The sequence below is a fragment of the Kitasatospora mediocidica KCTC 9733 genome (assembly GCF_000744225.1).
Classification (GTDB): domain Bacteria; phylum Actinomycetota; class Actinomycetes; order Streptomycetales; family Streptomycetaceae; genus Kitasatospora; species Kitasatospora mediocidica.
Genome location: NZ_JQLN01000007.1, coordinates 310,848 through 332,576 on the forward strand (window position 1 = coordinate 310,848; position 21,729 = coordinate 332,576).

The following is a 21,729-nucleotide window of genomic DNA, read 5'->3' on the forward strand; positions in this document are numbered from 1 at the left end:
AGTGTTCGAGCGCCATTCGCCCGCCCTTTTCCGGCATCCGGCATCCGGCATCCGGCATCCGGCCGGGAACGCCAGGGGCCCCGGACCGCAACTGCGGTCCGGGGCCCCTGGCATCGTGCTACGCGCCGCGCAGCACCGCGCCCGTACGGGCCTCGGCGGAGGCCACCGCCGCCGCGCGGGCGGTCGAGGCCTCGTCGGCGGTCAGCGTGCGGTCGGTGGCGCGGAACCGCAGCGCGTACGCCAGCGACTTCTTGCCCGCACCCACCTGCTCGCCCTCGAAGACGTCGAACAGCCGGATGGCCTCCAGGAGTTCACCCGCGCCCTCGCGCAGCGCCAGCTCCACCCGGGCCGCCGGGACGTCGCGGTCAACGATCAGCGCGACGTCCTGGGTGGCCACCGGGAAGCCGGAGACCGCCGGGCCCTCGACCGTCCGCGCGCCGTCGGCGCTCAGCAGGTCCAGGTCCAGCTCCATCGCGCTGGTGCGCTCCGGCAGGTGCAGCGCCTTGACGACCCGCGGGTGCAGCTCGCCGGCGTGGCCGACCAGCCGGTCGGTGCCCGCCGCGTACAGCGCCGCGCAACGGCCCGGGTGCCAGGGGGCGTGCTGGTCCTGACGGACCTCCAGCTCCACGCCGGCCGCGCGGGCCACCGTGCGGGCCGCCTCGACGGCGTCGGCCCAGCCGGACGGCGCACCGGCGCCCCACCAGCCGGCCGGCTGCCGCTCGCCGGCCAGCGCGACCGCGATCCGGCGCGGCTGGTCGGGCAGCGCGGCGTCCAGCGCGGCCAGCTCCTCGGCCGTGGGACGGCGGTCGACGGCCGGGCGCGGCGCGACCACGGGCTCGGGCTTGGGCCGGAAGACCAGGCCCGCCTCGAAGATCGCCAGGTCGGTGTTGCCACGGCCGACGTTGCGCCGCAGGGTGGCGAGGAGGCCCGGCAGCAGCGTGGTGCGCAGCGCCGGCTCCTCGTCGTTCAGCGGGTTGACCAGCTTGACGGTGCGCCGGCGCTCGTCATCCGCCGCCAGGCCCAGCGCGTCGAAGGCCGCGTCGCCGAGGAACGGGTAGTTGTTGACCTCGACGTAGCCGGCCGCGGCCAGCGCCACGCCGACCCGGCGGTGCATCCGCTGGGCCTCGGTCAGACCGCGGCCCGGCGGCACGGTGGGCATCCGGGCGGGGACGTTGTCGTAGCCCTCCAGCCGGATGACCTCCTCCACCAGGTCGTTGGGGTCGGTGAGGTCCAGGCGCCAGGTCGGCGGGGTGACCTCCAGGACGTCGGAGCCGGAGACCGCGCAGCCGACCTCCTGCAGGCGCCGGGTGACGGTCTCGCGGCCGTACTCGGTGCCGGCCACCCGGTCGGGCAGGTCGGCGGCGATGGTGATGGTGCGCATCGGGCGCGGGGCCGCGATGTCGGTGACACCGGCCTCGGCCGTGCCGCCGGCGATCAGCACCAGCAGGTCCACCGCGCGCTGGGCGGCGGCGCGGGACGCCTCCGGGTCCACCCCGCGCTCGAAGCGCTTGGAGGCCTCGGACGGCAGCTTGTGCCGCTTGGCGCTGCGGGCGACGGCGACCGGGTCGAAGTGCGCGGCCTCGATGATCACCTCGGTGGAGCCGGTGACCTCGCCGGTCTCCGGGTCGGTCACCGCGTCGAGGATCTCGGTCGAGGCGCCGCCCATGACACCCGCCAGGCCGATCGGCCCGGAGTTGTCGCAGATCAGCAGGTCGTCGGCGGAGAGCTTGCGCTTGACGCCGTCCAACGTGGTGAGCTGCTCGCCCTCGCTCGCGCGGCGGACCTGCAGCGGGCCGTCCACCCGGTTGCGGTCGTAGGCGTGCAGCGGCTGACCGACCTCCAGCATCACGTAGTTGGTGATGTCGACGGTCAGCGAGATCGGCCGCACGTGCATCTTCTGCAGGCGGCGCTGCAGCCAGATCGGCGACTGGGCGGCCGGGTCGATGCCGGTCACCGTGCGGGCCACGAAGCGGTCGCAGCCCACCGGGTCGGCGACCTTGACCAGGTAGCCGTACGAGTTGGCCGGCGGCACGTCCAGCAGCGCCGGGTCGGCCAGCGGCAGCCCGTACGCGGCGGCGGCCTCGCGGGCCACCCCGCGCATCGAGAGGCAGTAGCCGCGGTCGGGGGTGACCGCGATGTCCAGCACCTCGTCGACCAGCTGGAGCAGCTCGATCGCGTCGGTGCCGGGCTCGAACTCCGGCGGCAGCACGATGATGCCGTCATGGTCGTCGCCCATGCCGAGCTCGCGCGCCGAGCAGATCATGCCGGCCGAGGTGTGGCCGTAGGTCTGCCGCGCGGCGATCGGGAACGGTCCGGGCAGCACGGCGCCGGGGAGCACCACGACGACCTTGTCGCCGACCGCGAAGTTGCGGGCGCCGCAGACGATCTCCTGCGGCTCGCCGGTGCCGTTGGCGTCGCCGACGTTCACCCAGCAGTGCCGGATCGGCTTCTTGAAGCCGGTCAACTCCTCGATGGACAGCACCTGGCCGACCACCAGCGGACCCTTGAGGTCGCCGCCGAGCTGCTCGACGGTCTCGACCTCCAGGCCGGCCCGGATCAGCCGCTCGGCGACGTCGCGGCCGGTCTCACCGGCGGGCAGGTCGACGTACTCACGCAGCCAGGAAAGCGGGACGCGCATCAGATCTCCATCCCGAACGGGAGAGTGAAGCGCACATCACCCTCGACCATGTCGCGCATGTCGGCGACGTTGTGACGATTCATCAGGATCCGCTCCAGGCCCAGGCCGAAGGCGAACCCGCTGTAGCGGTTCGGGTCGACACCGCTGGCGATCAGCACCCGCGGGTTGACCACGCCGCAGCCGCCGAGCTCGATCCAGCCCTCGGACGAACAGGTGCGGCAGGGCCGGTCCGGGTTGCCGACGCTGGCGCCCCGGCAGACGAAGCACTGCAGGTCCACCTCGGCGCTCGGCTCGGTGAACGGGAAGTACGAAGGCCGCCAGCGCAGCTCCAGCTCGTCCCCGATCAGCTTGGAGACCAGCTGCTCGATGGTGCCCTTGAGGTCGGCGAAGGTGATGCCCTCGTCCACCGCGATGCCCTCGACCTGCCGGAAGACCGGGGTGTGGGTGGCGTCCAGCTCGTCCGTCCGGTAGACCCGGCCGGGGCAGATCGCGTAGATCGGCGGCTCGCGGTCGAGCATGGTCCGGATCTGCACCGGCGAGGTCTGGGTGCGCAGCACGACGCCCGAGTCGGGCGAGCCGTCGGGGGCCGCGACGAAGAAGGTGTCCTGCATCGAGCGGGCCGGGTGGTCCGGGCCCAGGTTGAGGGCGTCGAAGTTGAGCCACTCCGCCTCGACCTCGGGACCCTCGGCGACCTCGTAGCCCATCGCGACGAAGGTGTCCTCGATCCGCTCGGCCAGCGTGGTCAGCGGGTGCCGGGCGCCGCGCGGGGCACGGTCGAACGGCAGCGTGACGTCCACCGCCTCCTCGACCAGCACGCGGGCGTCGCGCTCCGCCTCCAGCTCGGCCTGACGCTTCGCCAGCGCCTGGTTGACCGCGCCACGGGCCTGGCCGATCAGCTTGCCGGCCGCAGCCTTGGCCTGCGGGGGCAGTGCGCCGATCTCGCGGTTGGCGAGCGAGAGCGCCGACCGGTCGCCGGTGTGCGCGACCTTGGCCTGCTTCAGCTCGTCGAGGCCGGTCGCCGCGGCGAAGGCCGCGATCGCCTCGTCCCGGGCTCGCTCGACCTCTTCGGGCTTCAATGCCTCGACCTCCACCGGGTCGTACGACTTATTGGGTGCGGACATCTCTATCTTTCCCGTGCTCCAGCTCGTCCGTGCTCAGGTCATTTCCATCGGCTACGCCCTGCGTGGCCGGGGCGCGGGCAGACCGATCCCACCGCATGCACGGGGAGGGTGTCCGCGGCTCAGCCGCACAGGGCGTTACACCAGGTCGAGTGTAGTCGCAGGGCGCCTGGCGCCTGCTTTTCCACCGCCCGCCGGGCCCACCGTCCAGGATTCAGGACATGAAGTCGGGCACTGCGGCGGGCAGGATAAATCGGAACCGCGCGCCGCCACCGGGGGCGCGGTCGATCCTGATGGCGCCCCCGTGGGCCTCCACGATGCCCTTGACGATATAGAGGCCCAGGCCGGTGCCACCGCGCTTGCTGCCGCGCCAGAAGCGGGTGAAGACGCGCGGCATCGACTCCTCGGGGATGCCGCTGCCTTCGTCGCTCACGGTGACCGCTGTGCCTTCCACGAAACGGGGTGGGGTGCCCGGGTGCTCCCAGGACGCGGCCTCGACGATCTCCTTCGCCGGTGCCACCTCGATGGTGACAGTCCCCTCGCCGTGGCGCACCGCGTTTTCCAGCAGGTTGGCCAGCACCTGGTCGATCTTGTCGGGGTCGGCCCACTGCTGGGTCAGACCGTCGGTGATCCGGATGTCGAAACGGTCCTCCGGGATGCCCGCGGCGATCTTGCCGGCCACGTGCCGGTGCACCGCCTTGGCGAGGTCGACCACCTGCTTGCGCAGCTCCAGGCGGCCGGCGTCGATCCGGGAGATGTCCAGCAGTTCGGCGATCAGCCGGGTCACCCGGTCGGCGTCGGAGTTGACGGTCTCCAGCATCAGCCGCTTCTGGCCGTCGGTGAACCGCTCCCACTTGTTGAGCAGCGTCGCGGTGAAGCCCTTGACGCTGGTCAGCGGGGAACGCAACTCGTGCGCGACGGTGGCGATCAGCTCGGCGTGCGCCCGCTCGGTGCGCCGGCGCGCCTCGGTGCCGCGCAGCGCGACCAGCACCCGCAGCACCGGGCCGCGCGGGCGCTCCCGGACGTACTGGGCGGAGACCAGCACCTCACGGCCGCCGGGCAGCAGCAGGTTGCGCTCGGGCTGGCGGGTGCGGATCGCCAGGCCGCCGTACGGATCGGTCAGCGGCCACCAGCGGCGGCCGTCGAGGTCCTCCAGCGGGAGCACCTCGTCCAGCGGCCGGCCCAGCACGGAGGCCGCGCCGAAGCCGGTCAGCCGGGCGGCGGCCCGGTTGAAGCAGACCACCCGGCCCCGCTCGTCGGCGATCACCAGGCCGTCCGGCAGCTCGTCCGGGTCCATCGGCGGCGCCGCCGCCGGCCCTGGCCGATCCTCGCTGCCGACCATGGGTGTCCTCCCCATCCGAGCCCACCCGTCCACCGACGAGACGACCCTAGCGCTCCGCACCCGGGGCGCGACACCCTGCGGACGAACGCTGGGCGCGGGCCGAGGCGTAGAGGCACACGGCGGCGGCCGTGGCGAGATTGAGGCTTTCGGCGTGCCCGTGGATGGGCACGCGCACCACCTCGTCGGCGAGTGCGCGGGTCTCCTCCGGCAGGCCCCAGGCCTCGTTGCCGAAGACCCAGGCGGTCGGCGCGCCCAGCGTGCCCTCGTCCAGCTCCTGGTCCAGGTCGCGCTCCCCCGCGCCGTCGGCGGCCAGCACCCGCACCCCCGCGGCGCGCAGCTCGGCCACCACCTGCTCGACCGGGACGCCGACCGCCACCGGCAGGTGGAAGAGGCTGCCGACCGAGGCCCTCACGGCCTTGGGGTTGTAGAGGTCCACCGAGGCGTCGGTGAGCACCACCGCGTCGGCACCCGCCGCGTCGGCCGTGCGCAGCACCGTCCCGGCGTTGCCGGGGTCGCGGACGTGCGCGAGCACCGCGACCAGTCGCGGGCGGGAGCGCAGGATCTCCTCGAACGGCGTGTCCAGGAAGCGGCAGAGCGCCACGATGCCCTGCGGGGTGACCGTGTCGCAGATCTCCGCGATCACCTCGTCGGTGGCGGTCAGCACCGGCAGGCCGGCCCGCTCGGCGGCCTCGACGAGGTCGGCGTGCCGCTCGGCGGCCTCCATCGTCAGGTAGACCTCCACCACGGCGTGCTGGTCGCCGCCCGGCAGCAGTCCGAACGCCACCGCCTCGCGGACCGCCTGCGGGCCCTCGGCCAGGAAGCGTCGGTCCTTGCCGCGTTGCGCCCGGCGGGCCAGCTTGCGGGCGGCGATGACGCGCGGCGAGCGCAGCGAGCTGAGCAGGGGGATGTCGGTACCGGCCATGAGGGTGCGCTGGTCTCGCTTCTCTGGAGGGGAAGACAGATCAGACCCGCAGGCTGAAGCCACCTGCGGGTCTGATTGCGGTGCGGTGATCCTGGGAGGGATCAGGCGGCGTCGGCAGCGGCCTTCGGCGCGTTGACGTCGGTCGGCAGCGCCTTCTGGGCAGCCTCGACCAGCGACGCGAACGCGTTCGGGTCGTGGACGGCCAGCTCGGCCAGCATCTTGCGGTCGATCTCGATGCTGGCGGCCTTGAGGCCCTGCACGAAGCGGTTGTAGGTCATGCCGTTGGCACGGGCCGCAGCGTTGATGCGCTGGATCCAGAGCTGACGGAAGTCACCCTTGCGCTTCTTGCGGTCGTTGTAGTTGTAAACGAGCGAGTGGGTGACCTGCTCCTTGGCCTTGCGGTAAAGGCGCGACCGCTGGCCGCGGTAGCCCTTCGCCCGCTCAAGGATGACCCGGCGCTTCTTGTGGGCGTTTACTGCCCGCTTGACGCGTGCCACTTCATTACTCCTTGGGTTGGACCACGGACTACTTCACGCGGTCCGTCAATCGATTGGGTCGGTAAGGATCAGCCGGATTCCGCGGCCCTGGGGCCACGGCGGGATCACTTGCCGAGAAGCTTCTTGACCTTCTTGACGTCCGCGGGGGCCACCACGACGGTGCCGGCCAGCTTGCGGGTCAGCGTGGAGGGCTTGTGCTCCAGCAGGTGGCGACGGCCGGCACGCTCGCGCAGCACCTTGCCCGAGCCCGTGATCTTGAAGCGCTTGCTGGCGCCGCTGTGCGTCTTTTGCTTCGGCATATCGCCGTCTCTCCTCGTCGGTCCGCCCTGGCCCGCGTGGGTGACCACGCGGGCAGGGGCGCTGGGTGTACTCCGGTGCCGGGGCGGGGCGCCCTGGCACCGTGGTGGCCAGATCACTCGGACCGGCCGGAGCCCTGGGGCTCAGGCGTCCTGAGCGACCTCAGCCGGCTTCTCGGCGTCGGCGGCGATGTCCTCGCCGTCCTCCGCCTCGTCCTCTTCGCCTTCGGCTTCTTCCGCTTCGGCCTCAGCCGCCGCGTTCTCCGCCTCAAGGGCTGCGTCGTCGTCGAGCTCAAGGTCGTCGGCGTCGTCAGAACCGGTGTTCCGGCCCTGGCGCTCGGCCTTGCGGGCGTCAGCCAGCGCACGGGCCTCGGCCATCGCCTCGGTCTTCTTCTTGTGCGGGCCCAGAACCATGATCATGTTACGGCCGTCCTGCTTGGCCGAGGACTCCACGAAGCCCAGGTCCTGGACGTCGTTCGCCAGCCGCTGCAGCAGTCGGAAGCCCAGCTCGGGGCGGGACTGCTCACGACCGCGGAACATGATCGTGATCTTGACCTTGTCACCCTGCTTGAGGAACCGGACGACGTGACCCTTCTTGGTGTCATAGTCGTGCGGGTCGATCTTCGGCCGGAGCTTCATCTCCTTGATGACCGTGTGCGCCTGGTTCTTGCGCGCCTCACGGGCCTTCATGGCCGACTCGTACTTGAACTTGCCGTAGTCCATGAGCTTGCACACCGGCGGCCGGGCGGTCGCCGCGACCTCGACCAGGTCGAGGTCGTACTCCTGCGCAAGCTCCAGCGCCTTGGCAAGCGGCACGATGCCGACCTGCTCGCCGCTGGGACCGACGAGTCGCACCTCAGGGACGCGAATCCGGTCGTTGATGCGGGGCTCGGTGCTGATGGGGCCTCCTTGGTTGCACCTTCTGCGATGCGGCCGTCAGGGAGGCGGTCGCACGTAGTGGACTCGACCACTGGGCGGGGCTTCATTCGTGCTGCGCTGCAGTCTGGCGTCCAGCGCACCGCGACACGAAAAAAGCCCCGCTCGGCGAACAGGCGGGGCTCCACACGACCGGGGGCGGCATCCGTCTGGACGCCGCTGGCGGCGGACGCCCTGAGGCACCTGCCGCGGACCGGGACCCATCGACCGCGAGGCCGATCAGGTGGGAGACTTTCATGGTTGCCCTCTCGGGCCTCCTGGGTGGAGCCTCCACTTGCTGGCCAGGTTCCACAGGGGTTCCTGGCCGGTCAGTCTCGAAGCTTACCAGCCTTCCGGGGAGAAGCGTTATTCCCGTCCCGGTGAGCGGCCCTTGTACGCTCCCAGAGGTACGGATCCACCCCTAAGGAATGAGCCCCTCTTGAGCAGCGAGCCCACCGACAGCGTCTCCACGGACGACGCGATCGGCTTCGACGACCTCACCCGCGACATCGCGGAGGTGCCCGCGGTCGAGGTGATCACCACCGTCGCGGTGCACCTGATGAGCGCGGCGGCCGTGAAGTGCGGCCTCGCCGAGGGCGGCGCGGCCGACAAGGACCTCGACGAGGCCCGCAAGCTGATCACCGCCCTGGCCGGGCTGGTGACCGCCGGCGCCCCCGAGATCAGCAACTTCCACGCCGCGCCGCTGCGGGACGGCCTCAAGTCGCTCCAGCTGGCCTTCCGCGAGGCCTCGCTGGTGCCGGACGCCCCGGGCACCGGGCCGGGCGAGAAGTTCACCGGGCCGGTCTACTCCTGACGTCTCAGCGCTTCTGGTAGAACAGCGTGCCCGCGGGCTCGGTGCCCGCGGGCAGCAGCGCCAGGTCCAGGCCGCGCCCCAGCCGCACCCGCAGCACCGGGTCCGCCGCCAGCGCGCCGGCCAGCCGCTGGGCCAGTGCCGGCACCGCCGCGTCGGCCGCGGCCCCCAGCGCGAGCACCGCGTCCGTCTCGGTGCCCGGCCGCAGCTCGGCGCGGAGCACCTCGGGCTCGGCCGCCAGCAACGCGCTGAGCGCCTCCAGTACCTGCGGGTCGCGGACCGGCGGCAGCCAGGCCCGGCCCTCGGCGACCGCGCGCATCCGGGCCCCCGTCAGCTCGTACGTCACCGGCCCGGCCGGGTCGATCAAGAGCGCGTCCGCGCGCTCCGCGTAGGCGGCCAGGACGGCCTGCGGCGCGGCCACCGGCGCCGGGCGTGCGTCGGCCCGCCAACGGGCCAGCGACTCCAGCGAGGTGAAGGCGGGCAGCGCGCGCCGTCCGTCGGCGGCCTCGATCACCGGGACCGCCATGTCGCTGGTCTTCTCGTGCTTGAGTCCCCCGGCCTTCGGCCGGGCGGACCCCCATTTCGCTTCGCGCGCGGCGTCGGTCTCCACCTCGCCGAGCAGCGCCACGATCGGCACCATCAGCCGGGCGGCCGGCAGCGCGGCCAGCAGGGCCGTCTCGGCGGCCGGTTCGCGCTGCGCCGCCCAGCCGGCCAGGGCCTGGGCGAGAGCCGGATCGGCGCGGCCGTCGTCGCCGGCGAAGCCTGGGTCAGGGATGTTCTTGCGGTCCACCGGTCGAGCCTAACGGCTGCGGCCCGGGCGGCCGTACCGGGACGCGTCGAATCCCTACCCCCGGGTAGCAGTCTGTGGCAGTCTGCGCCCATGGCCCACCTCACCTCGTCCCCGGCGGCCCGCACCAGCTCCTCCCCCGCGGCCGACCGCGCGCGCTACGACCACGCCACCGCCCACCTGGACGCGCCGCTGGCGATCGTCGACCTGGCGGCCTTCGACGCCAACGCCGACGATCTGGTGCGCCGGGCGGCCGGCAAACCGATCCGGGTGGCCAGCAAGTCGGTGCGCTGCCGGGCGCTGCTGGAACGGGTGCTGGCGCGCGAGGGGTTCGCCGGGCTGATGAGCTTCACGCTGGCGGAGTCGATCTGGCTGGCCCGGGCCGGCTTCGAGGACGTCCTGCTCGCCTACCCGTCCGCCGACCGGGCCGGCTTCGCCGAGCTGACCGCCGACCCCAAACTTGCCGCCGCCGTCACCGTCCTGCTGGACGACCCCGCCCAGCTCGACCTGGTCGACGCCGCCCGGGCCGGCCGCGAGGAGGTCCGGGTCTGCCTCGAACTGGACACCGCGCTCCACCTGTTGGGCGGCCGGGTCCGGGTCGGCGCACGGCGCTCGCCGCTGCGCACGCCGCAGGACCTGCGCGCCTTCGCCGAGTTGGTGCAGAACCGGCCGGGCTTCCGGGTGGTCGGCCTGATGGCGTACGAGGGGCACATCGCGGGCGTCGGCGACCGGATCGCCGGGCGGCCGCTGCGCTCGCGCATGATCCAGCTGATGCAGGCCAAGGCGCGGGCCGAACTGGCCGACCGGCGCTCGGCGGTGGTCCGGACGCTGCGTCAGGTGGCGGACCTGGAGTTCGTCAACGGCGGCGGGACCGGCAGCGTGGAGAGCACCGTCGCGGAGGCCGCGGTGACCGAGGTGGCGGCCGGCTCCGGGCTCTTCGTCCCCCGGCTCTTCGACAACTACCGTGCCTTCCAAGGCCGTCCGGCCGCGTTGTTCGCGCAGCCGGTGGTCCGCCGGCCCGGCGTGGGCGTGGTGACGGTCCTCGGCGGCGGCTACCCCGCCTCGGGCGCGGCCGGCCCGGACCGCTCGCCGGTGCCCTACCTGCCGCAGGGGCTGCGCTACGACCCCCAGGAGGGGGCCGGCGAGGTGCAGACGCCGCTGCTCGGCTCGCCGGCCGACGATCTGCTGATCGGCGACCGGGTCTGGTTCCGGCACGCCAAGGCGGGCGAGTTGTGCGAGCGCTTCGCCGAGCTCCAGCTGATCGAGGGCGACCGGGTGGTGCGGACCGTGCCGACCTACCGCGGCGAGGGCCTGACCTTCCTGTAGGCCGTGCCCGGCTGTAGGCCGTGCCCGGCTGTAGGCCGGGGCCGGCTGTAGGCCGGGGCCGACACGTGCGGGGCCCGGCCGTCGTCCGGCCGGGCCCCGCACGTCCTTGTGGGAGGGTCAGGTGCTGGTGCCGCCGCTCGTCGAGCCGCCCGCGCCACCCGTGATCGTCCCGGTGAAGTCGCTGACGCCCTTGACGATGGTGTCCATCACCGAGACGTCCGGTGCCTTGGCGGCGATGTCGAAGCCGAGGTGCAGGGAGATCAGGCTCTTGCCGTCCGCGGTCGGGAAGACCACCGTCTCGACGTAGCCGTCGTTGCCCTGCGAGGCCGAGACCTTCCAGCGGACCAGGTAGCCGCTGCGGCCGTCGACGGTCACCGCCTGGGACTCCAGCTCGGTGTGCGACTTGCTGTTCGGGTAGGACTCGTTGGCCGCCGCCGTGATGTCCGTCTTGGCGGCCGCCTGCGGGTCCGTCCCCTGGAGGCGGCCGGTGTTCGCGCCGCCCAGCGAGCAGGTCGCGGTGGCGGTGCCACCGGAACCGCCCGTGCCACCCGTACCGCCGGAGGCGCCGGCGCCCGGGCAGGTGTAGGTGCCGATGGACAGGACCGCGCTGCCGTCGTCACCGGTGCCGCCGGTCCAGCCGGAGGGGACGGGCAGCTGGATCTTGTTGATCACGTCGACGGCGAGGTTGCTCGCACCCAAGCCACCCGAACCACCCGAGCCGCCGGACCCGCCGGACCCGCCGCCGAGCCCCGGGAAGCCCGGGAGCGCGCCGGAGCCGCCGCCGCTGGCGCCCGAGCCGCCGGAGCCGCCCTGACCCGGGAATCCCGGGAAGCCGCCGGATCCCCCGCTACCGTTGCCGCCGCTGCGCCCCGAACCGCCCTGGCCGCGCTGGTGCAACGGCGGCACGGCGTTCTGCGGCGCCGCCGCCTGCGTGCCGCCGCCGTCCTTGTGCACGGCGAGGTAGGTGACGCCGGAGCCGACCGCCAGGCCGAGCAGGCCGGCCACCGCCGCCGCGACCAGCACCGGCTTGGACATCCGCTTGAACACGGACGGCTTGCGGGCCACCGGCTGCGACCAGTCGATCGCATCGTCGTACGGTCCGCCCGGGCCACCGAGTCCGCCGGGAGCAGCCGAACCGTCCAGGCTGACCGAACCGTCCGGGCTGTCGACCGGCGGGATCGCCTCGGTGGGCGCCTGCGGGAATCGGACGGTGGGGCCGCTGTGCAGCACCTCGCCCTCGATCACCGTGCCGGTCCCGCTCAGTACGGCGGTGTCCTCGACGTCCGCGGCGTCGGCGGTGGTGCTGTCGGTGGTAGTGCTGTCGGTAGTGGTGCTGTCGTTCGGCGCGACCGGACGGGTGGTGGCCGTCCAGCCGGTGCCGTCCCACCAGCGCTCGGGCCGGGGGTCACTGGTCGTGTCCTGAGGGTCCGGGTACCACCCGGCCGGGATCTTCGCGTCGCTCACACCACAAAATGTATGGCCAGACAGATAAACGCGATATCAACTGAGCCGCGCAATCGGGCCATTTCGGATGAGATTACGGTGAGAGTCAGCTCCCCCGGGATCCCCCCGGCCCGCACGCCCCGGAACGAGGCCTACACCGGTGTGACATAGGCCCCGGAGATTCCGCCGTCCACCAGGAACTCCGCGGCCGTGATGAACGAGGAGTCGTCACTCGCCAGGAAAGCCACCGCCGCGGCGATCTCCTCGGGCCGGGCGAAGCGGCCGAGCGGAATGTGCACCAGGCGCCGGGCCGCCGCCACCGGGTCCGCGGCGAAGAGCTCGCGCAGCAGCGGGGTGTCCACCGGCCCCGGCGAGAGCGCGTTGACCCGGATGCCCTCGCGGGCGAACTGCACCCCCAGCTCGCGCGACATCGCCAGCACCCCGCCCTTGGACGCGGTGTAGGAGACCTGCGAGGTGGCGGCGCCCATCCTGGCCACGAAACTGGCGGTGTTGATGATCGAGCCGCGCCCGTGCCGCCGCATGTAGGGCAGCGCCGCCTTGCAGCAGAGGTACACCGAGGTGAGGTTGACCTCCTGCACCCGGTGCCAGGCGTCCAGCCCGGTGGTCAGGATGGAGTCGTCCTCCGGCGGCGAGATGCCGGCGTTGTTGAACGCGACGTCCACGCTGCCGTACGTCTCGTAGGCGGTGTCGAAGAGCGCCTCGACCATGTACGGGTCGGTGACGTCGGTGGCCACGAAGAGCCCGCCGACCGCCTTGGCCGCCGACCGACCGGCCGCCTCGTCGATGTCGGCCAGCACCACCCGCGCGCCCTCGGCGGCGAGCCGGTGCGCGGCGGCCAGGCCGATGCCGCTGCCGGCACCGGTGACCACCGCCGTCCGGCCGACCAGGCGGCGGCAGACCACGGCGTCCGTCGACCTGTGGGGCATCGCGGTCCTCCTCCGAGCATCGTCACGGAAAGCGATCAACAGTATACGTTGGGTTTTCAAATGGTTCGGGTTACTACGCTGGAAACGGCCCAGAAGGGAACGACAACGGTCACCAGTGCAGCCTTTGGATCTTCCTCCGATCTGGGGTTCACTCTCCCTGCAGGGCACCCGTCCTTGACCTCTCTCAGCGATCAGGAGACGACCGCGATGGCCGAGCACGACCACGATCACGACCACGCCCATCAGGACGACGGACACAGCCACGGGCACGGCGGACACGGGCACTCGCACGCGGTCGCCGCCGACGCCGACCGGCGCTGGCTCACCAGCGCGCTCGCGCTGATCGTGGTCTTCATGCTCGGCGAGGTGGTCGTCGGCTTCGCCGCCCACTCGCTGGCACTGATCTCGGACGCGGCGCACATGCTGACCGACGCGGTCTCCATCGTGCTGGCCCTGGTCGCGATGCGGCTGGCCGCCAGGCCGGCCCGCGGCGGCTTCACCTACGGCTTCAAGCGGGCCGAGATCCTCTCCGCGCAGGCCAACGGCGTCACCCTGCTCGTCCTGTCGGCCTGGCTGGGCTACGAGTCGATCGGCCGGCTGATCTCGCCGCCGGACGTCCAGGGTGGCCTGGTCCTGGTCACGGCGCTGGTCGGGATCGTGGTCAACATCGGCGCGGCCTGGTGCATGTCGAAGGCCAACCGCAGCTCGCTCAACGTCGAGGGCGCCTTCCAGCACGTGCTGACCGACCTCTACGCCTTCATCGCCACCGCGGTGGCCGGCGCGATCATGCTGACCACCGGGTTCCTGCGGGCGGACGCGATCGCCTCGCTGATCGTGGTGGCCCTGATGCTGCGGGCCGGGTACGGACTGGTCAGGGACTCCGGACGGATCTTCCTGGAGGCCTCGCCGGCCGGCATCGACCCGGACGCGCTCGCCGACCGGCTGGTGGCCGCCCCGGCGGTGGAGGAGATCCACGACCTGCACGTCTGGGAGATCACCTCCGGCCAACCGGCCCTCTCCGCGCACATCCTGGTCGCCCCCGGCGGCGACTGCCATGCCGTGCGGCGTGATCTGCAGCGCCGGCTCCGCGACGATTACAAGATCACCCACGCTACCCTCCAGGTGGACCACGTCGGCGAGGACGACGACCAGGACCTGCTGCAGATCACCGACGCCACCGAGTTCCCGAGCGGTGAGCACTGCGCCGACTCGCACGGCCCGGTCCATCGCAGCGGGCCGCACACCCACTGAGGGCATCACGATGACGACAGTCCTGCGATACGCGGCGTTCACCAGCACCCCCGAGGGCGGCAACAAGGCCGGCGTCGTCCCGGAGGCCACCGGCCTGACCGAGGACCGGATGCTGGCCGTCGCCGCCGAACTCGGCTACTCCGAGACGGCCTTCCTGACACCGGACCGACAGGGCCGACCACGGACCTACGACGTCCGCTACTTCGCGCCCGCCATGGAAGTCCCGTTCTGCGGCCACGCCACGGTCGCCGCGGCGGTCGCGGTGGCCGAACTGACCGGCCCGGGCGACCTGGTCTTCGAGACCCGCTCCGGCACGGTCCCGGTCAGCGTGGCGGTGGACCCGGACGGCGTGCTGCGCGCCACCCTGACCAGCGTCGAGCCGCACGTCCTGGACGTCGACCCGGCCGACTTCCAGGAGGCGCTGGCCGCACTCGACTGGCAGGCCGCCGACCTCGACCCCACCCTCCCGCCGCGGATCGCCTACGCCGGCGCCCGCCACCTGGTACTGGCGGCCGCCACCCGCGGGCGGCTGGCCGACCTGGCGTACGACTTCGACCGGCTGGCCGCCTTCATGACAGCGCGCGAGCTGATCACTTTTCAGCTGGTCTGGCGCGAGTCCGCCACGGTCTTCCACGTGCGCGCCCCCTTCCCCGTCGGCGGCGTGGTCGAGGACCCGGCGACGGGCGCGGCGGCCGCCGCGTTCGGGGCGTACCTGCGCGAGCTGGGCCAGGCGCCCGGCGACACCGTCCTGACCTTGCACCAGGGCGAGGACCTCGGCAGCCCCGGCCTGCTCCACGTCGAACTGCGCGCCGACGACCCGCGGGTGCGCGTGAGCGGCGCGGCGGTCCGGCTGCCGGGGTAATTGTCGGCGGTGTGCGGGATGATCGGCGGGTGACCGCACCCCGACTGATGCTCCTCGACTCCGCCAGCCTCTACTTCCGGGCCTACTTCGGTGTCCCGGAGTCGCTGAAGTCCCCGGACGGCCAGCCCGTGAACGCCGTCCGGGGCCTGCTCGACTTCATCACCCGGCTGGTCCAGGACCACCGCCCCGACCAGTTGGTCGCCTGCATGGACGCCGACTGGCGACCGCAGTGGCGCGTCGACCTGATCCCCACCTACAAGACCCACCGGCTGGCCCCCGAGGCCACGGCGGGCGAGGAGGAGGTCCCGGACACCCTCGCCCCCCAGGTCCCGGTCATCGAACAGGTGCTGGACGCCCTGGGCATCGCCCGGATCGGCTCCCCCGGCTACGAGGCGGACGACGTGATCGGCACCCTCGCCACCCGCGCCGCCGGCCCGGTCCAGATCGTCACCGGCGACCGCGACCTCTTCCAACTCGTCGACGACGCCCGCGACATCCAGGTCTTCTACCCCCTCAAGGGCGTCGGCACCCTGCAGATCACCGACGACACCCTGCTCCGCGAGAAGTACGGCGTCACCGGCGCCCAGTACACCGACATGGCCGTCCTGCGCGGCGACCCCAGCGACGGCCTGCCCGGCGTCAAGGGCATCGGCGAGAAGACCGCCACCGGGCTCATCCACGAGTACGGCGACCTCGCCGGCATCCGCGCCGCCGCCGCCGACCCCTTCTCCAAACTCACCCCCGCCCGCCGCAAGAACCTCCTCGAAGGCGCCCCCTACCTCGACGTCGCCCCCACCGTCGTCCGCGTCGCCACCGACGTCCCCCTCCCCACCTTCGACCCCACCCTCCCCCGCGAACCCCTCGACCCCATGACCCTCGAAGACCTCGCCACCCGCTGGGGCCTCGGCACCTCCCTCACCCGCCTCCTCGACACCCTCGCCGCCACCCGCTGAGTGCCGACGATCCTGACTCAGCGGCGGGGGCCGTGGTGTACGCACGCAGGCTTTCGACGACGATCAGATGACCGTAGCCCTGAAGGCCCTCCGGTCACTGCTGTCCCGGCTCGAAATCGAGTTCTCAGTCCCGTTCAGAGACTTTCGAGCTTTCCGCACCTACTGGATCAACCATGACATGGCGAACAGCTGGGCCGCTCGTAGGGAGTTCCTGTCCTCGATATTCGAGCCCGTTCGGGACCAACTTGAGCAACTGGAAGAAGACGCCTATCTGGGTACAGGGTTCCGCGGGCCCCTCGGCGAGATGCGGAACATCATCCCCTGATCTCGCAGGTCAACGCGAAATCAGACGTTCTGTCATAGGAGGCACGCTCAGGTCTTGTCTCGGCCGAGAACGTCGCGCGTCCCTGGTACCGCTCGGCTGCTGCCTCGGCTGATCAGGACGCACCCGTGGGCGTGGTGAACGACGGACGGGGTCACCGGGGCAGAGTGACCAGGACGCGGCCACGGCTGCCGGCGTCGACGCGGTCGTGGGCCTTGGCGATGTCCGCCAGCTCGTAACGGTCGCCGACTTCGACGGTCAGGGCGCCCACGGCGGCCGCGGCGGTCAGATCGCGTGCTGCCTGGCGTTTCGCCTCTTCGGGGAAGTCGTCGCTGCCGATCAAGCGCAGGATGACGTTGTTGAACAGCAGCGACCAGAAGGGGATCTCGGTCCGGTCCGCGCTCGTCGCGTAGGCGGCGATGACCGCGCCGTTCGCGACCACGGCGTTGTCGAGGTCTGCATTGTCGGACAGGGACACCTCGACGATCCGGTGCACGCCCTCGGGCGCGTACGCGCGGATCGCCGCCGCCGGGTCCCCCTGGTCCAGAGCCACGGCGTGGGACACGACAGCCGGATCGACCTGTGCGAGATCCGCGCCGCGCCGGACGGTGGCGAGCACCCTGGCCCCGCCCCAGCGGGCGAGCTGCGCGGCCAGGGAGCCGACCCCGCCCAGAACGCCGTGCACCAGCACGAGCTTGCCGTCGACCGGTCCGTCGGCGAACACGGCGCGGTGGGCGGTGATGCCGGGGATGCCCAGGGCCGCGCCGACTTCGTCGCCGAGGTGGTCGGGCAGCGTCACAGCCAGATCGGCGGGCACGACGGTGTACTGGGCGGCCGTGCCGAACGGTCGGTAGGACTGGGCGCCGTACACCCACACCCGCTGTCCGACCCGACGCCCGTCGACCCCCTCGCCCACGGCGTCGACGACTCCGGCGGCGTCGCTGTGCGGGATCACCCGCGGGTAGGGCATCGAGGAGCCGAGCCAGCCGCACCGCTTCTTGGTGTCGCCGGGGTTGACACCGGAGACGGTGACGCGGACGCGGACCTCGCCCCGGCCGGGGGTGGGGTCGGGCAGCTCGCCGACGCGCAGCACGTCGGCGGCGGGGCCCTGTCGGTCGTACCAGGACGCAAGCATGAGCGGCTACCTCCGGGGCTGGTCAGCGCACAGGTCGTCCGAGCGTAGAGGGGTCGGTCCCGGCGCGCGCGGCGACTGGCTCGTCACCGTCCAGAACCTGGTGCAACCAGGCCCGTTCGGCGCTACTGATGGCGCGGGCGGTCAGCAGCATGCCGCGCCGGTAGGGGTCGGCCATGTCCTCGGCACGCAGCGGCCGGTCGCCGTCGTAGAAGAAGCTCGCCGGCTCCTCCAGGAACTCCAGTCGCCGCCGCAGCACCGCGTGCTGTTCGGCGACGTCCGGCAGGAGGGAGAGGAACGCCAGCACGGTGAAGAACCGCGTGAAGTCGCTGATCTCGTGGTCGGCGGGCGCGCGCAGCCGCTGCAGCAGGTCGGTGCGCCCTGCGTCGGTCACACTCAGTATGTAGCGGGCCGGGCCCGCGGCCGGGTCCGGGCGCCGTTCCAGCAAGCCCGCCGCGGCGAGACGCTTGATCGCCGGATACAGACTGCCGTCGCTCACCGGCCGGCTGTAGCCCGTCAACTCCGAGAGTCGGCGGCGCAGTTCATGTCCGGACAAAGGCCGCTCGGCCAGGAAGCCCAGTATCGCTAGGTCAAGCATGTCCCCATCGTCCCACACCTACATCGAATCGATGCACACATCGAATCGATGTACTGTGGTTCTTCCGCTCGCTCGTTGCGAGGGGCAGTGCAAGAAGAGAGAGGCGGACGGACATGTCGCCGCAATCCACGGAATCCGTGATGAGTCGCTTCGTCGAGTTCATCAACACAGCTGACGAGGACCTTGCCCGTGAGGTCATCGCCCCGGATGCCGAGTTTCATGCGCCGAGCCACCCGGAACCGCTGCGGGGCCCTGAGGGCTACCTGGAGCTGATCGCGATGATGCGCGCGGGGTTCCCGGATGTCCGGTGGACTCTGGAAGAGACCGTCACCGAGGGCGACACGGTGGCCGCCCGGTTCACCATGCGCGGAACGCATCAGGGCGAGTTCTTCGGAATCCCGGCCAGCGGAAAGACCATCTCGGTCCAGGCCATGAACCTCTACTACCTGGCCGACGGAAAGATCATCAAGGAGCGGGGCCAGCCCGACCTCCTCGGGGTGATGCAGCAGATCGGTGCCGTTCCTGCGCCTTGAGAGGGCGGCATGTGAGCTGATGTCCGTTTCGCCGTGGCGGAGGAAGTAGTCGGGCTGGGCGGCTACGTTCGCGGCAGAGTGAAGAGGCCCGGTTCGGTCTCGGTGAGGATGTTGCACCCGGTCAGGCGTTGAGCTTCCAGGGCCTTCGTCACGGTGCCCGCGGTGCCGGCCGCGACCTTGTCGAGCAGGGCGGTGCCGAAGGCGTTGTCGTGGACGGAGGCGGCCGGCACGACCGCGGCGATCACCAGGCCCAGCACGTCCACGGCAAGTCCCCGCTTGCGGCCGGGCACCTTCTTCGCCGCGTCGCGTCCCGTCGTCACGGCCTGCACCCCGGCTGCGGCGTGCAGGCTCTGGGTGCCGAGCACCACCAGGCTCAGAGCGCAGCGGAGGGTGCATACGGCGGTCGGGTAGCCGGGGCACAGCAATGTGCTCCGGCTACCCGACATCATCGACGGCAGCGGCTCGGCGGACGTCACCGACGTCCTGCGGGCGGCCAGGATCACGCCGAGCAGGACCAGGCCGATCGTGCTGAACGACGCGCCGACCGCGAGGGCAGCAGCCTTCTCACGCTATTTGAGCTGCGTGCCACCCGAGTTTCGGTAGGTGTTCGTCTTCGCGAACAGGTTGCCGCCGTCGCTTTCGACCGTGGTCGAATCCGGTGTTCCCGGGCCGAACAGCAGACCCGCGACATGGGCGCTCGCGACCTGGTCCATGTGCGAGAACAGCCAGTCGACCTTGTCGTCCTGGTAGTGGTTCGTGGTGTTGTTCTGTCGCATGTTGCCGAGCGGGATCTGCCAGGCCACGATCGGTTTGCCGACCGTGTCCGCCATCTGCTTCCAATACGCGAGCTGCGCGGCCCACTTCTGGTCGGTCCAGAACGAGTTGTGTCCGCCATTCGCCGGCAAGGCATTGACGCCGGCGTCCGCGGCTTCTACCTCCCCGACCAGGAAGTCCGCGCCGGTTGCCCCGAGGGCCACGTAATCCCTGCCACAGCGTGCCACGTTACCCGGCCAGTCCCAGCAGGTGAGATGCAGGCCGACGGCCGCGTCAGGAGCGTACTTGCGGGTCATTGCGATCAGACAGTGGGCCAGACCCACCACACTGTTCTCCTGATTGGCGCAGTCGTTCGGAGCCGCAGCAGTCACCTGCGCCGGGACCGTGTCCAGATTGCCCATCCCTCGTGCGAATCCCCAAAAATCAGGTTCGAGATCGATCATGTCGTGCGAGGTGCCGATCTTCTGGAGGAAGAAACGGTAGTCGTTGAGGTATCTGGTGAGGAGGTCGACCCGGTTGACCGCCTTCACCTCGTCCTGCCACGCCGGAGCGGAGGTGAGGTCAGGCAGTTCAAACCATGTCCACATCATTGTCTGCGGATGAGGACGACCCTGATAGGTGGCCTGCGCAGCGCGGGCTTCCATAGTGGGGATGATCCCCCCCACGCCCACCGTCCACGCATCCCCACCAATTCAACCCACTCGGGCAGGTCGACGCCGTGTACAGGTCGCTCGACGGTGCAGGCGGACTGACGAGGTATTGGTACCGAACGTCGAACGGTGCGGCGGCCGCAGAAGCATCGGTCATCCCTCCTCCGATCGACACCGTGCTCTTGCCCATGAAAGTGACGGAGTTTCGTGTCGTCGAGCCGCCGCCGACGGACGTGCTGCCGCCCGAGGGTGTGCTACCCGGCGTTGGCCCGCCGCCCGCGGCGTTCGCTTTACCCGATGGGGTGGACGAAACCGCTGCCGTCGCAGGCGCCGCGTTGGTGGGGGTGCTCGCACTAGCCGCTGGAGTCGGTGAAGCCGCCGTGGTCGCAGACGCCGCAGCGGCGGCATTCCCGGCATGCGACGGCTGACCGCAACCGGCAACCACCGCGAGCAGGGTCGCCGACACGGCACTCGCCAACGTGAAACGCCACGGGCGGCGTGGATGTGGAGCGGGCATAGCTGAGCTCTCCTTTGATCGTGTCAGTCGATCCGGCGACCTTCAGTGGTCGGGCGGCCCGGAAAGGTTGCCGACCGCGTCCGGTCGAGTCGGCGTTCCACCTCTCCGTTGCCGCCGCGGGCGGAAAGGTTGCCGACCCGCGCGGACTTTTTTCGGCAGGGTGAACGACGGGCAGGATCAGAGCGTGGTGGTGAACGGTGCTGCAGCTCGATGAGCTGCAGTTTTCTCGAGGGTTGGGTGTGGTAGCGGCCAGGGCGGGGCAGCCAGTGGACGGTTGGTTCTGTCCGTCCAGGAGGTGCGCAGTGCCGTCGGTGATCGCTTTGCTGGAGTGTCGCGAGGCGGTGGCGCGGGAAGGGTTCGAGTCCTGGCTGGAGGCGGGGCGGGAGGCCGAGGAGCATGTTGCTGCGGCCCGGCAGCGTGTGGACCATGCACGAATTGCCCGCGAGGAGGTGCTGCGTGCGCCGGCCGAGGAGGGCGAAGTCGCCGCACGTCGCGCGGAGAGCGGGCCGGGAACGGGATCTGATCGCGGGGCAGGCGGTGCCGACGGGGACGGGTGGGGGGCCCGACCCGCGTCCTACCGCACCCCGTTCGACGCCCCGTCGGACCAGCCAAGCGACGACGGCGCACGATGACCGGCCGAACCATGGCCTCGATCCTGGACTGCCACGTCCACCTCTGGGATCCGCGGCGGCTCTCCTACCCATGGCTCGACTAGGCGCCCGAGCTCGACCGGCCGTTCACCGCCGACGACTTCGAGCAGCTCCGTCCCGCGCCGGTCGAGGTGGTCTTCATGGAGGCCGGACTCCCGTTCGACGCCTGGCGTCCGGCAGCACCAGTTGGCCGAACTGGCGCAGCTGGCCGCAGCGTGCCCGCACACACCATCGTCCTGGACCACCTCGGGAAGCCGAAGCCGGAATCCGGTAACCAGTGGTCGCAGGCACCGCGCCAAGTGGCGAAGCAGCCGAACACCGTCTGCAAGCTCTCCGGCCTGGCCACCGAACTGGCACCGGACGCGACTCCCGCGTCCGCGCTCGCGCTCCTGCGCGAAGTACTGGACGTGTTCGGCCCCGACCGCTGCCACACCGGTCACTGAGT

The 21,729-nt window shown here is 71.5% G+C and carries 22 protein-coding genes; 8 read left to right on the top strand and 14 right to left on the bottom strand.

The window, feature by feature from the left end; all coding sequences use genetic code 11:
- Nucleotides 1–118 precede the first annotated feature (118 nt).
- From pheT to infC, 7 genes are all read right to left on the bottom strand, one after another.
- A complete protein-coding gene (gene pheT, locus BS80_RS31785) occupies nucleotides 119–2,638 on the bottom strand; it encodes a phenylalanine--tRNA ligase subunit beta (RefSeq protein ID WP_035804693.1) in 2,520 nt (839 codons plus the stop codon).
- Nucleotides 2,638–3,759, bottom strand: a complete 1,122-nt coding sequence (pheS, locus tag BS80_RS31790) for a phenylalanine--tRNA ligase subunit alpha (protein ID WP_035804696.1) — start codon at nucleotides 3,757–3,759, stop codon at nucleotides 2,638–2,640. Before pheS ends, pheT begins: the two co-directional genes overlap by 1 nt.
- 211 nt (nucleotides 3,760–3,970) lie before the next feature.
- Nucleotides 3,971–5,098: a sensor histidine kinase gene (locus BS80_RS31795; protein WP_035804698.1), complete on the bottom strand. Its 1,128-nt coding sequence runs from the start codon at nucleotides 5,096–5,098 to the stop codon at nucleotides 3,971–3,973.
- A gap of 46 nt (nucleotides 5,099–5,144) precedes the next feature.
- Nucleotides 5,145–6,020: a TrmH family RNA methyltransferase gene (locus BS80_RS31800; RefSeq protein WP_035804700.1), complete on the bottom strand. Its 876-nt coding sequence runs from the start codon at nucleotides 6,018–6,020 to the stop codon at nucleotides 5,145–5,147.
- A gap of 101 nt (nucleotides 6,021–6,121) precedes the next feature.
- Entirely contained in the window at nucleotides 6,122–6,517 is a 396-nt protein-coding gene (gene rplT, locus BS80_RS31805) for a 50S ribosomal protein L20 (protein WP_035804702.1), read from the bottom strand.
- A gap of 104 nt (nucleotides 6,518–6,621) precedes the next feature.
- The gene (gene rpmI, locus BS80_RS31810; RefSeq protein ID WP_035804704.1) at nucleotides 6,622–6,816 is read right to left on the bottom strand and encodes a 50S ribosomal protein L35; all 195 of its coding nucleotides are present in this window, start codon (nucleotides 6,814–6,816) and stop codon (nucleotides 6,622–6,624) included.
- 141 nt (nucleotides 6,817–6,957) lie between these two features.
- Nucleotides 6,958–7,713 (bottom strand): translation initiation factor IF-3, encoded by a 756-nt coding sequence (infC, locus tag BS80_RS31815; RefSeq protein WP_232246791.1) that lies wholly within the window; start codon nucleotides 7,711–7,713, stop codon nucleotides 6,958–6,960.
- A gap of 454 nt (nucleotides 7,714–8,167) precedes the next feature.
- On the opposite strand from infC, the gene BS80_RS31820 reads away from it, so the two are divergent.
- Complete coding sequence (locus BS80_RS31820) at nucleotides 8,168–8,542, top strand: DUF1844 domain-containing protein (protein ID WP_035804707.1); 375 nt, start codon at nucleotides 8,168–8,170, stop codon at nucleotides 8,540–8,542.
- Nucleotides 8,543–8,546: 4 nt separating this feature from the next.
- On the opposite strand, the gene BS80_RS31825 is transcribed toward BS80_RS31820, so the two are convergent.
- The gene (locus BS80_RS31825; RefSeq protein ID WP_035804709.1) at nucleotides 8,547–9,329 is read right to left on the bottom strand and encodes an SseB family protein; all 783 of its coding nucleotides are present in this window, start codon (nucleotides 9,327–9,329) and stop codon (nucleotides 8,547–8,549) included.
- A 90-nt stretch (nucleotides 9,330–9,419) separates the two neighbouring features.
- Between BS80_RS31825 and BS80_RS31830 the strand changes: the two genes are divergently transcribed.
- Nucleotides 9,420–10,652 carry an alanine racemase gene (locus tag BS80_RS31830; RefSeq protein WP_035804711.1) on the top strand — a complete coding sequence of 411 codons (1,233 nt, stop codon included), beginning with the start codon at nucleotides 9,420–9,422 and terminating at the stop codon, nucleotides 10,650–10,652.
- 117 nt (nucleotides 10,653–10,769) lie between these two features.
- Here the strand turns inward: BS80_RS31830 and BS80_RS43230 are convergent, their stop codons facing one another.
- Both BS80_RS43230 and BS80_RS31840 read right to left on the bottom strand, forming a co-directional pair.
- Nucleotides 10,770–12,116 carry a DUF2510 domain-containing protein gene (locus BS80_RS43230; protein WP_051967479.1) on the bottom strand — a complete coding sequence of 449 codons (1,347 nt, stop codon included), beginning with the start codon at nucleotides 12,114–12,116 and terminating at the stop codon, nucleotides 10,770–10,772.
- A 131-nt stretch (nucleotides 12,117–12,247) separates the two neighbouring features.
- The gene (locus BS80_RS31840) at nucleotides 12,248–13,042 is read right to left on the bottom strand and encodes a 3-oxoacyl-ACP reductase (protein ID WP_035804713.1); all 795 of its coding nucleotides are present in this window, start codon (nucleotides 13,040–13,042) and stop codon (nucleotides 12,248–12,250) included.
- Between the two features lie 207 nt (nucleotides 13,043–13,249).
- Here BS80_RS31840 and BS80_RS31845 point away from each other — a divergent pair, with 207 nt between their 5' ends.
- The 4 genes from BS80_RS31845 (at nucleotide 13,250) to BS80_RS31860 (ending at nucleotide 16,433) form a co-directional block, all read left to right on the top strand.
- Complete coding sequence (locus BS80_RS31845) at nucleotides 13,250–14,293, top strand: cation diffusion facilitator family transporter (protein ID WP_035804715.1); 1,044 nt, start codon at nucleotides 13,250–13,252, stop codon at nucleotides 14,291–14,293.
- Nucleotides 14,294–14,303: 10 nt separating this feature from the next.
- Entirely contained in the window at nucleotides 14,304–15,155 is an 852-nt protein-coding gene (locus tag BS80_RS31850) for a PhzF family phenazine biosynthesis protein (RefSeq protein ID WP_035804717.1), read from the top strand.
- A 47-nt stretch (nucleotides 15,156–15,202) separates the two neighbouring features.
- Nucleotides 15,203–16,108: a 5'-3' exonuclease gene (locus BS80_RS31855; RefSeq protein ID WP_035806451.1), complete on the top strand. Its 906-nt coding sequence runs from the start codon at nucleotides 15,203–15,205 to the stop codon at nucleotides 16,106–16,108.
- A gap of 67 nt (nucleotides 16,109–16,175) precedes the next feature.
- The gene (locus tag BS80_RS31860) at nucleotides 16,176–16,433 is read left to right on the top strand and encodes a hypothetical protein (RefSeq protein WP_035804719.1); all 258 of its coding nucleotides are present in this window, start codon (nucleotides 16,176–16,178) and stop codon (nucleotides 16,431–16,433) included.
- Between the two features lie 151 nt (nucleotides 16,434–16,584).
- On the opposite strand, the gene BS80_RS31865 is transcribed toward BS80_RS31860, so the two are convergent.
- Nucleotides 16,585–17,565, bottom strand: a complete 981-nt coding sequence (locus BS80_RS31865; RefSeq protein WP_035804721.1) for an NADPH:quinone reductase — start codon at nucleotides 17,563–17,565, stop codon at nucleotides 16,585–16,587.
- Nucleotides 17,566–17,587: 22 nt separating this feature from the next.
- The gene (locus tag BS80_RS31870) at nucleotides 17,588–18,160 is read right to left on the bottom strand and encodes a PadR family transcriptional regulator (RefSeq protein WP_035804723.1); all 573 of its coding nucleotides are present in this window, start codon (nucleotides 18,158–18,160) and stop codon (nucleotides 17,588–17,590) included.
- A gap of 140 nt (nucleotides 18,161–18,300) precedes the next feature.
- On the opposite strand from BS80_RS31870, the gene BS80_RS31875 reads away from it, so the two are divergent.
- The gene (locus BS80_RS31875) at nucleotides 18,301–18,693 is read left to right on the top strand and encodes an ester cyclase (RefSeq protein WP_232246730.1); all 393 of its coding nucleotides are present in this window, start codon (nucleotides 18,301–18,303) and stop codon (nucleotides 18,691–18,693) included.
- Between the two features lie 62 nt (nucleotides 18,694–18,755).
- Here BS80_RS31875 and BS80_RS44200 read toward each other — a convergent pair whose 3' ends face one another.
- Both BS80_RS44200 and BS80_RS42145 read right to left on the bottom strand, forming a co-directional pair.
- Nucleotides 18,756–19,169, bottom strand: a complete 414-nt coding sequence (locus BS80_RS44200; RefSeq protein WP_408607452.1) for a transposase — start codon at nucleotides 19,167–19,169, stop codon at nucleotides 18,756–18,758.
- Nucleotides 19,170–19,262: 93 nt separating this feature from the next.
- A complete protein-coding gene (locus BS80_RS42145) occupies nucleotides 19,263–20,111 on the bottom strand; it encodes a hypothetical protein (protein ID WP_198045675.1) in 849 nt (282 codons plus the stop codon).
- Between the two features lie 1,313 nt (nucleotides 20,112–21,424).
- On the opposite strand from BS80_RS42145, the gene BS80_RS39980 reads away from it, so the two are divergent.
- Nucleotides 21,425–21,727, top strand: a complete 303-nt coding sequence (locus tag BS80_RS39980) for an amidohydrolase family protein (RefSeq protein ID WP_083975606.1) — start codon at nucleotides 21,425–21,427, stop codon at nucleotides 21,725–21,727.
- The last annotated feature ends 2 nt before the right edge of the window (nucleotides 21,728–21,729 follow it).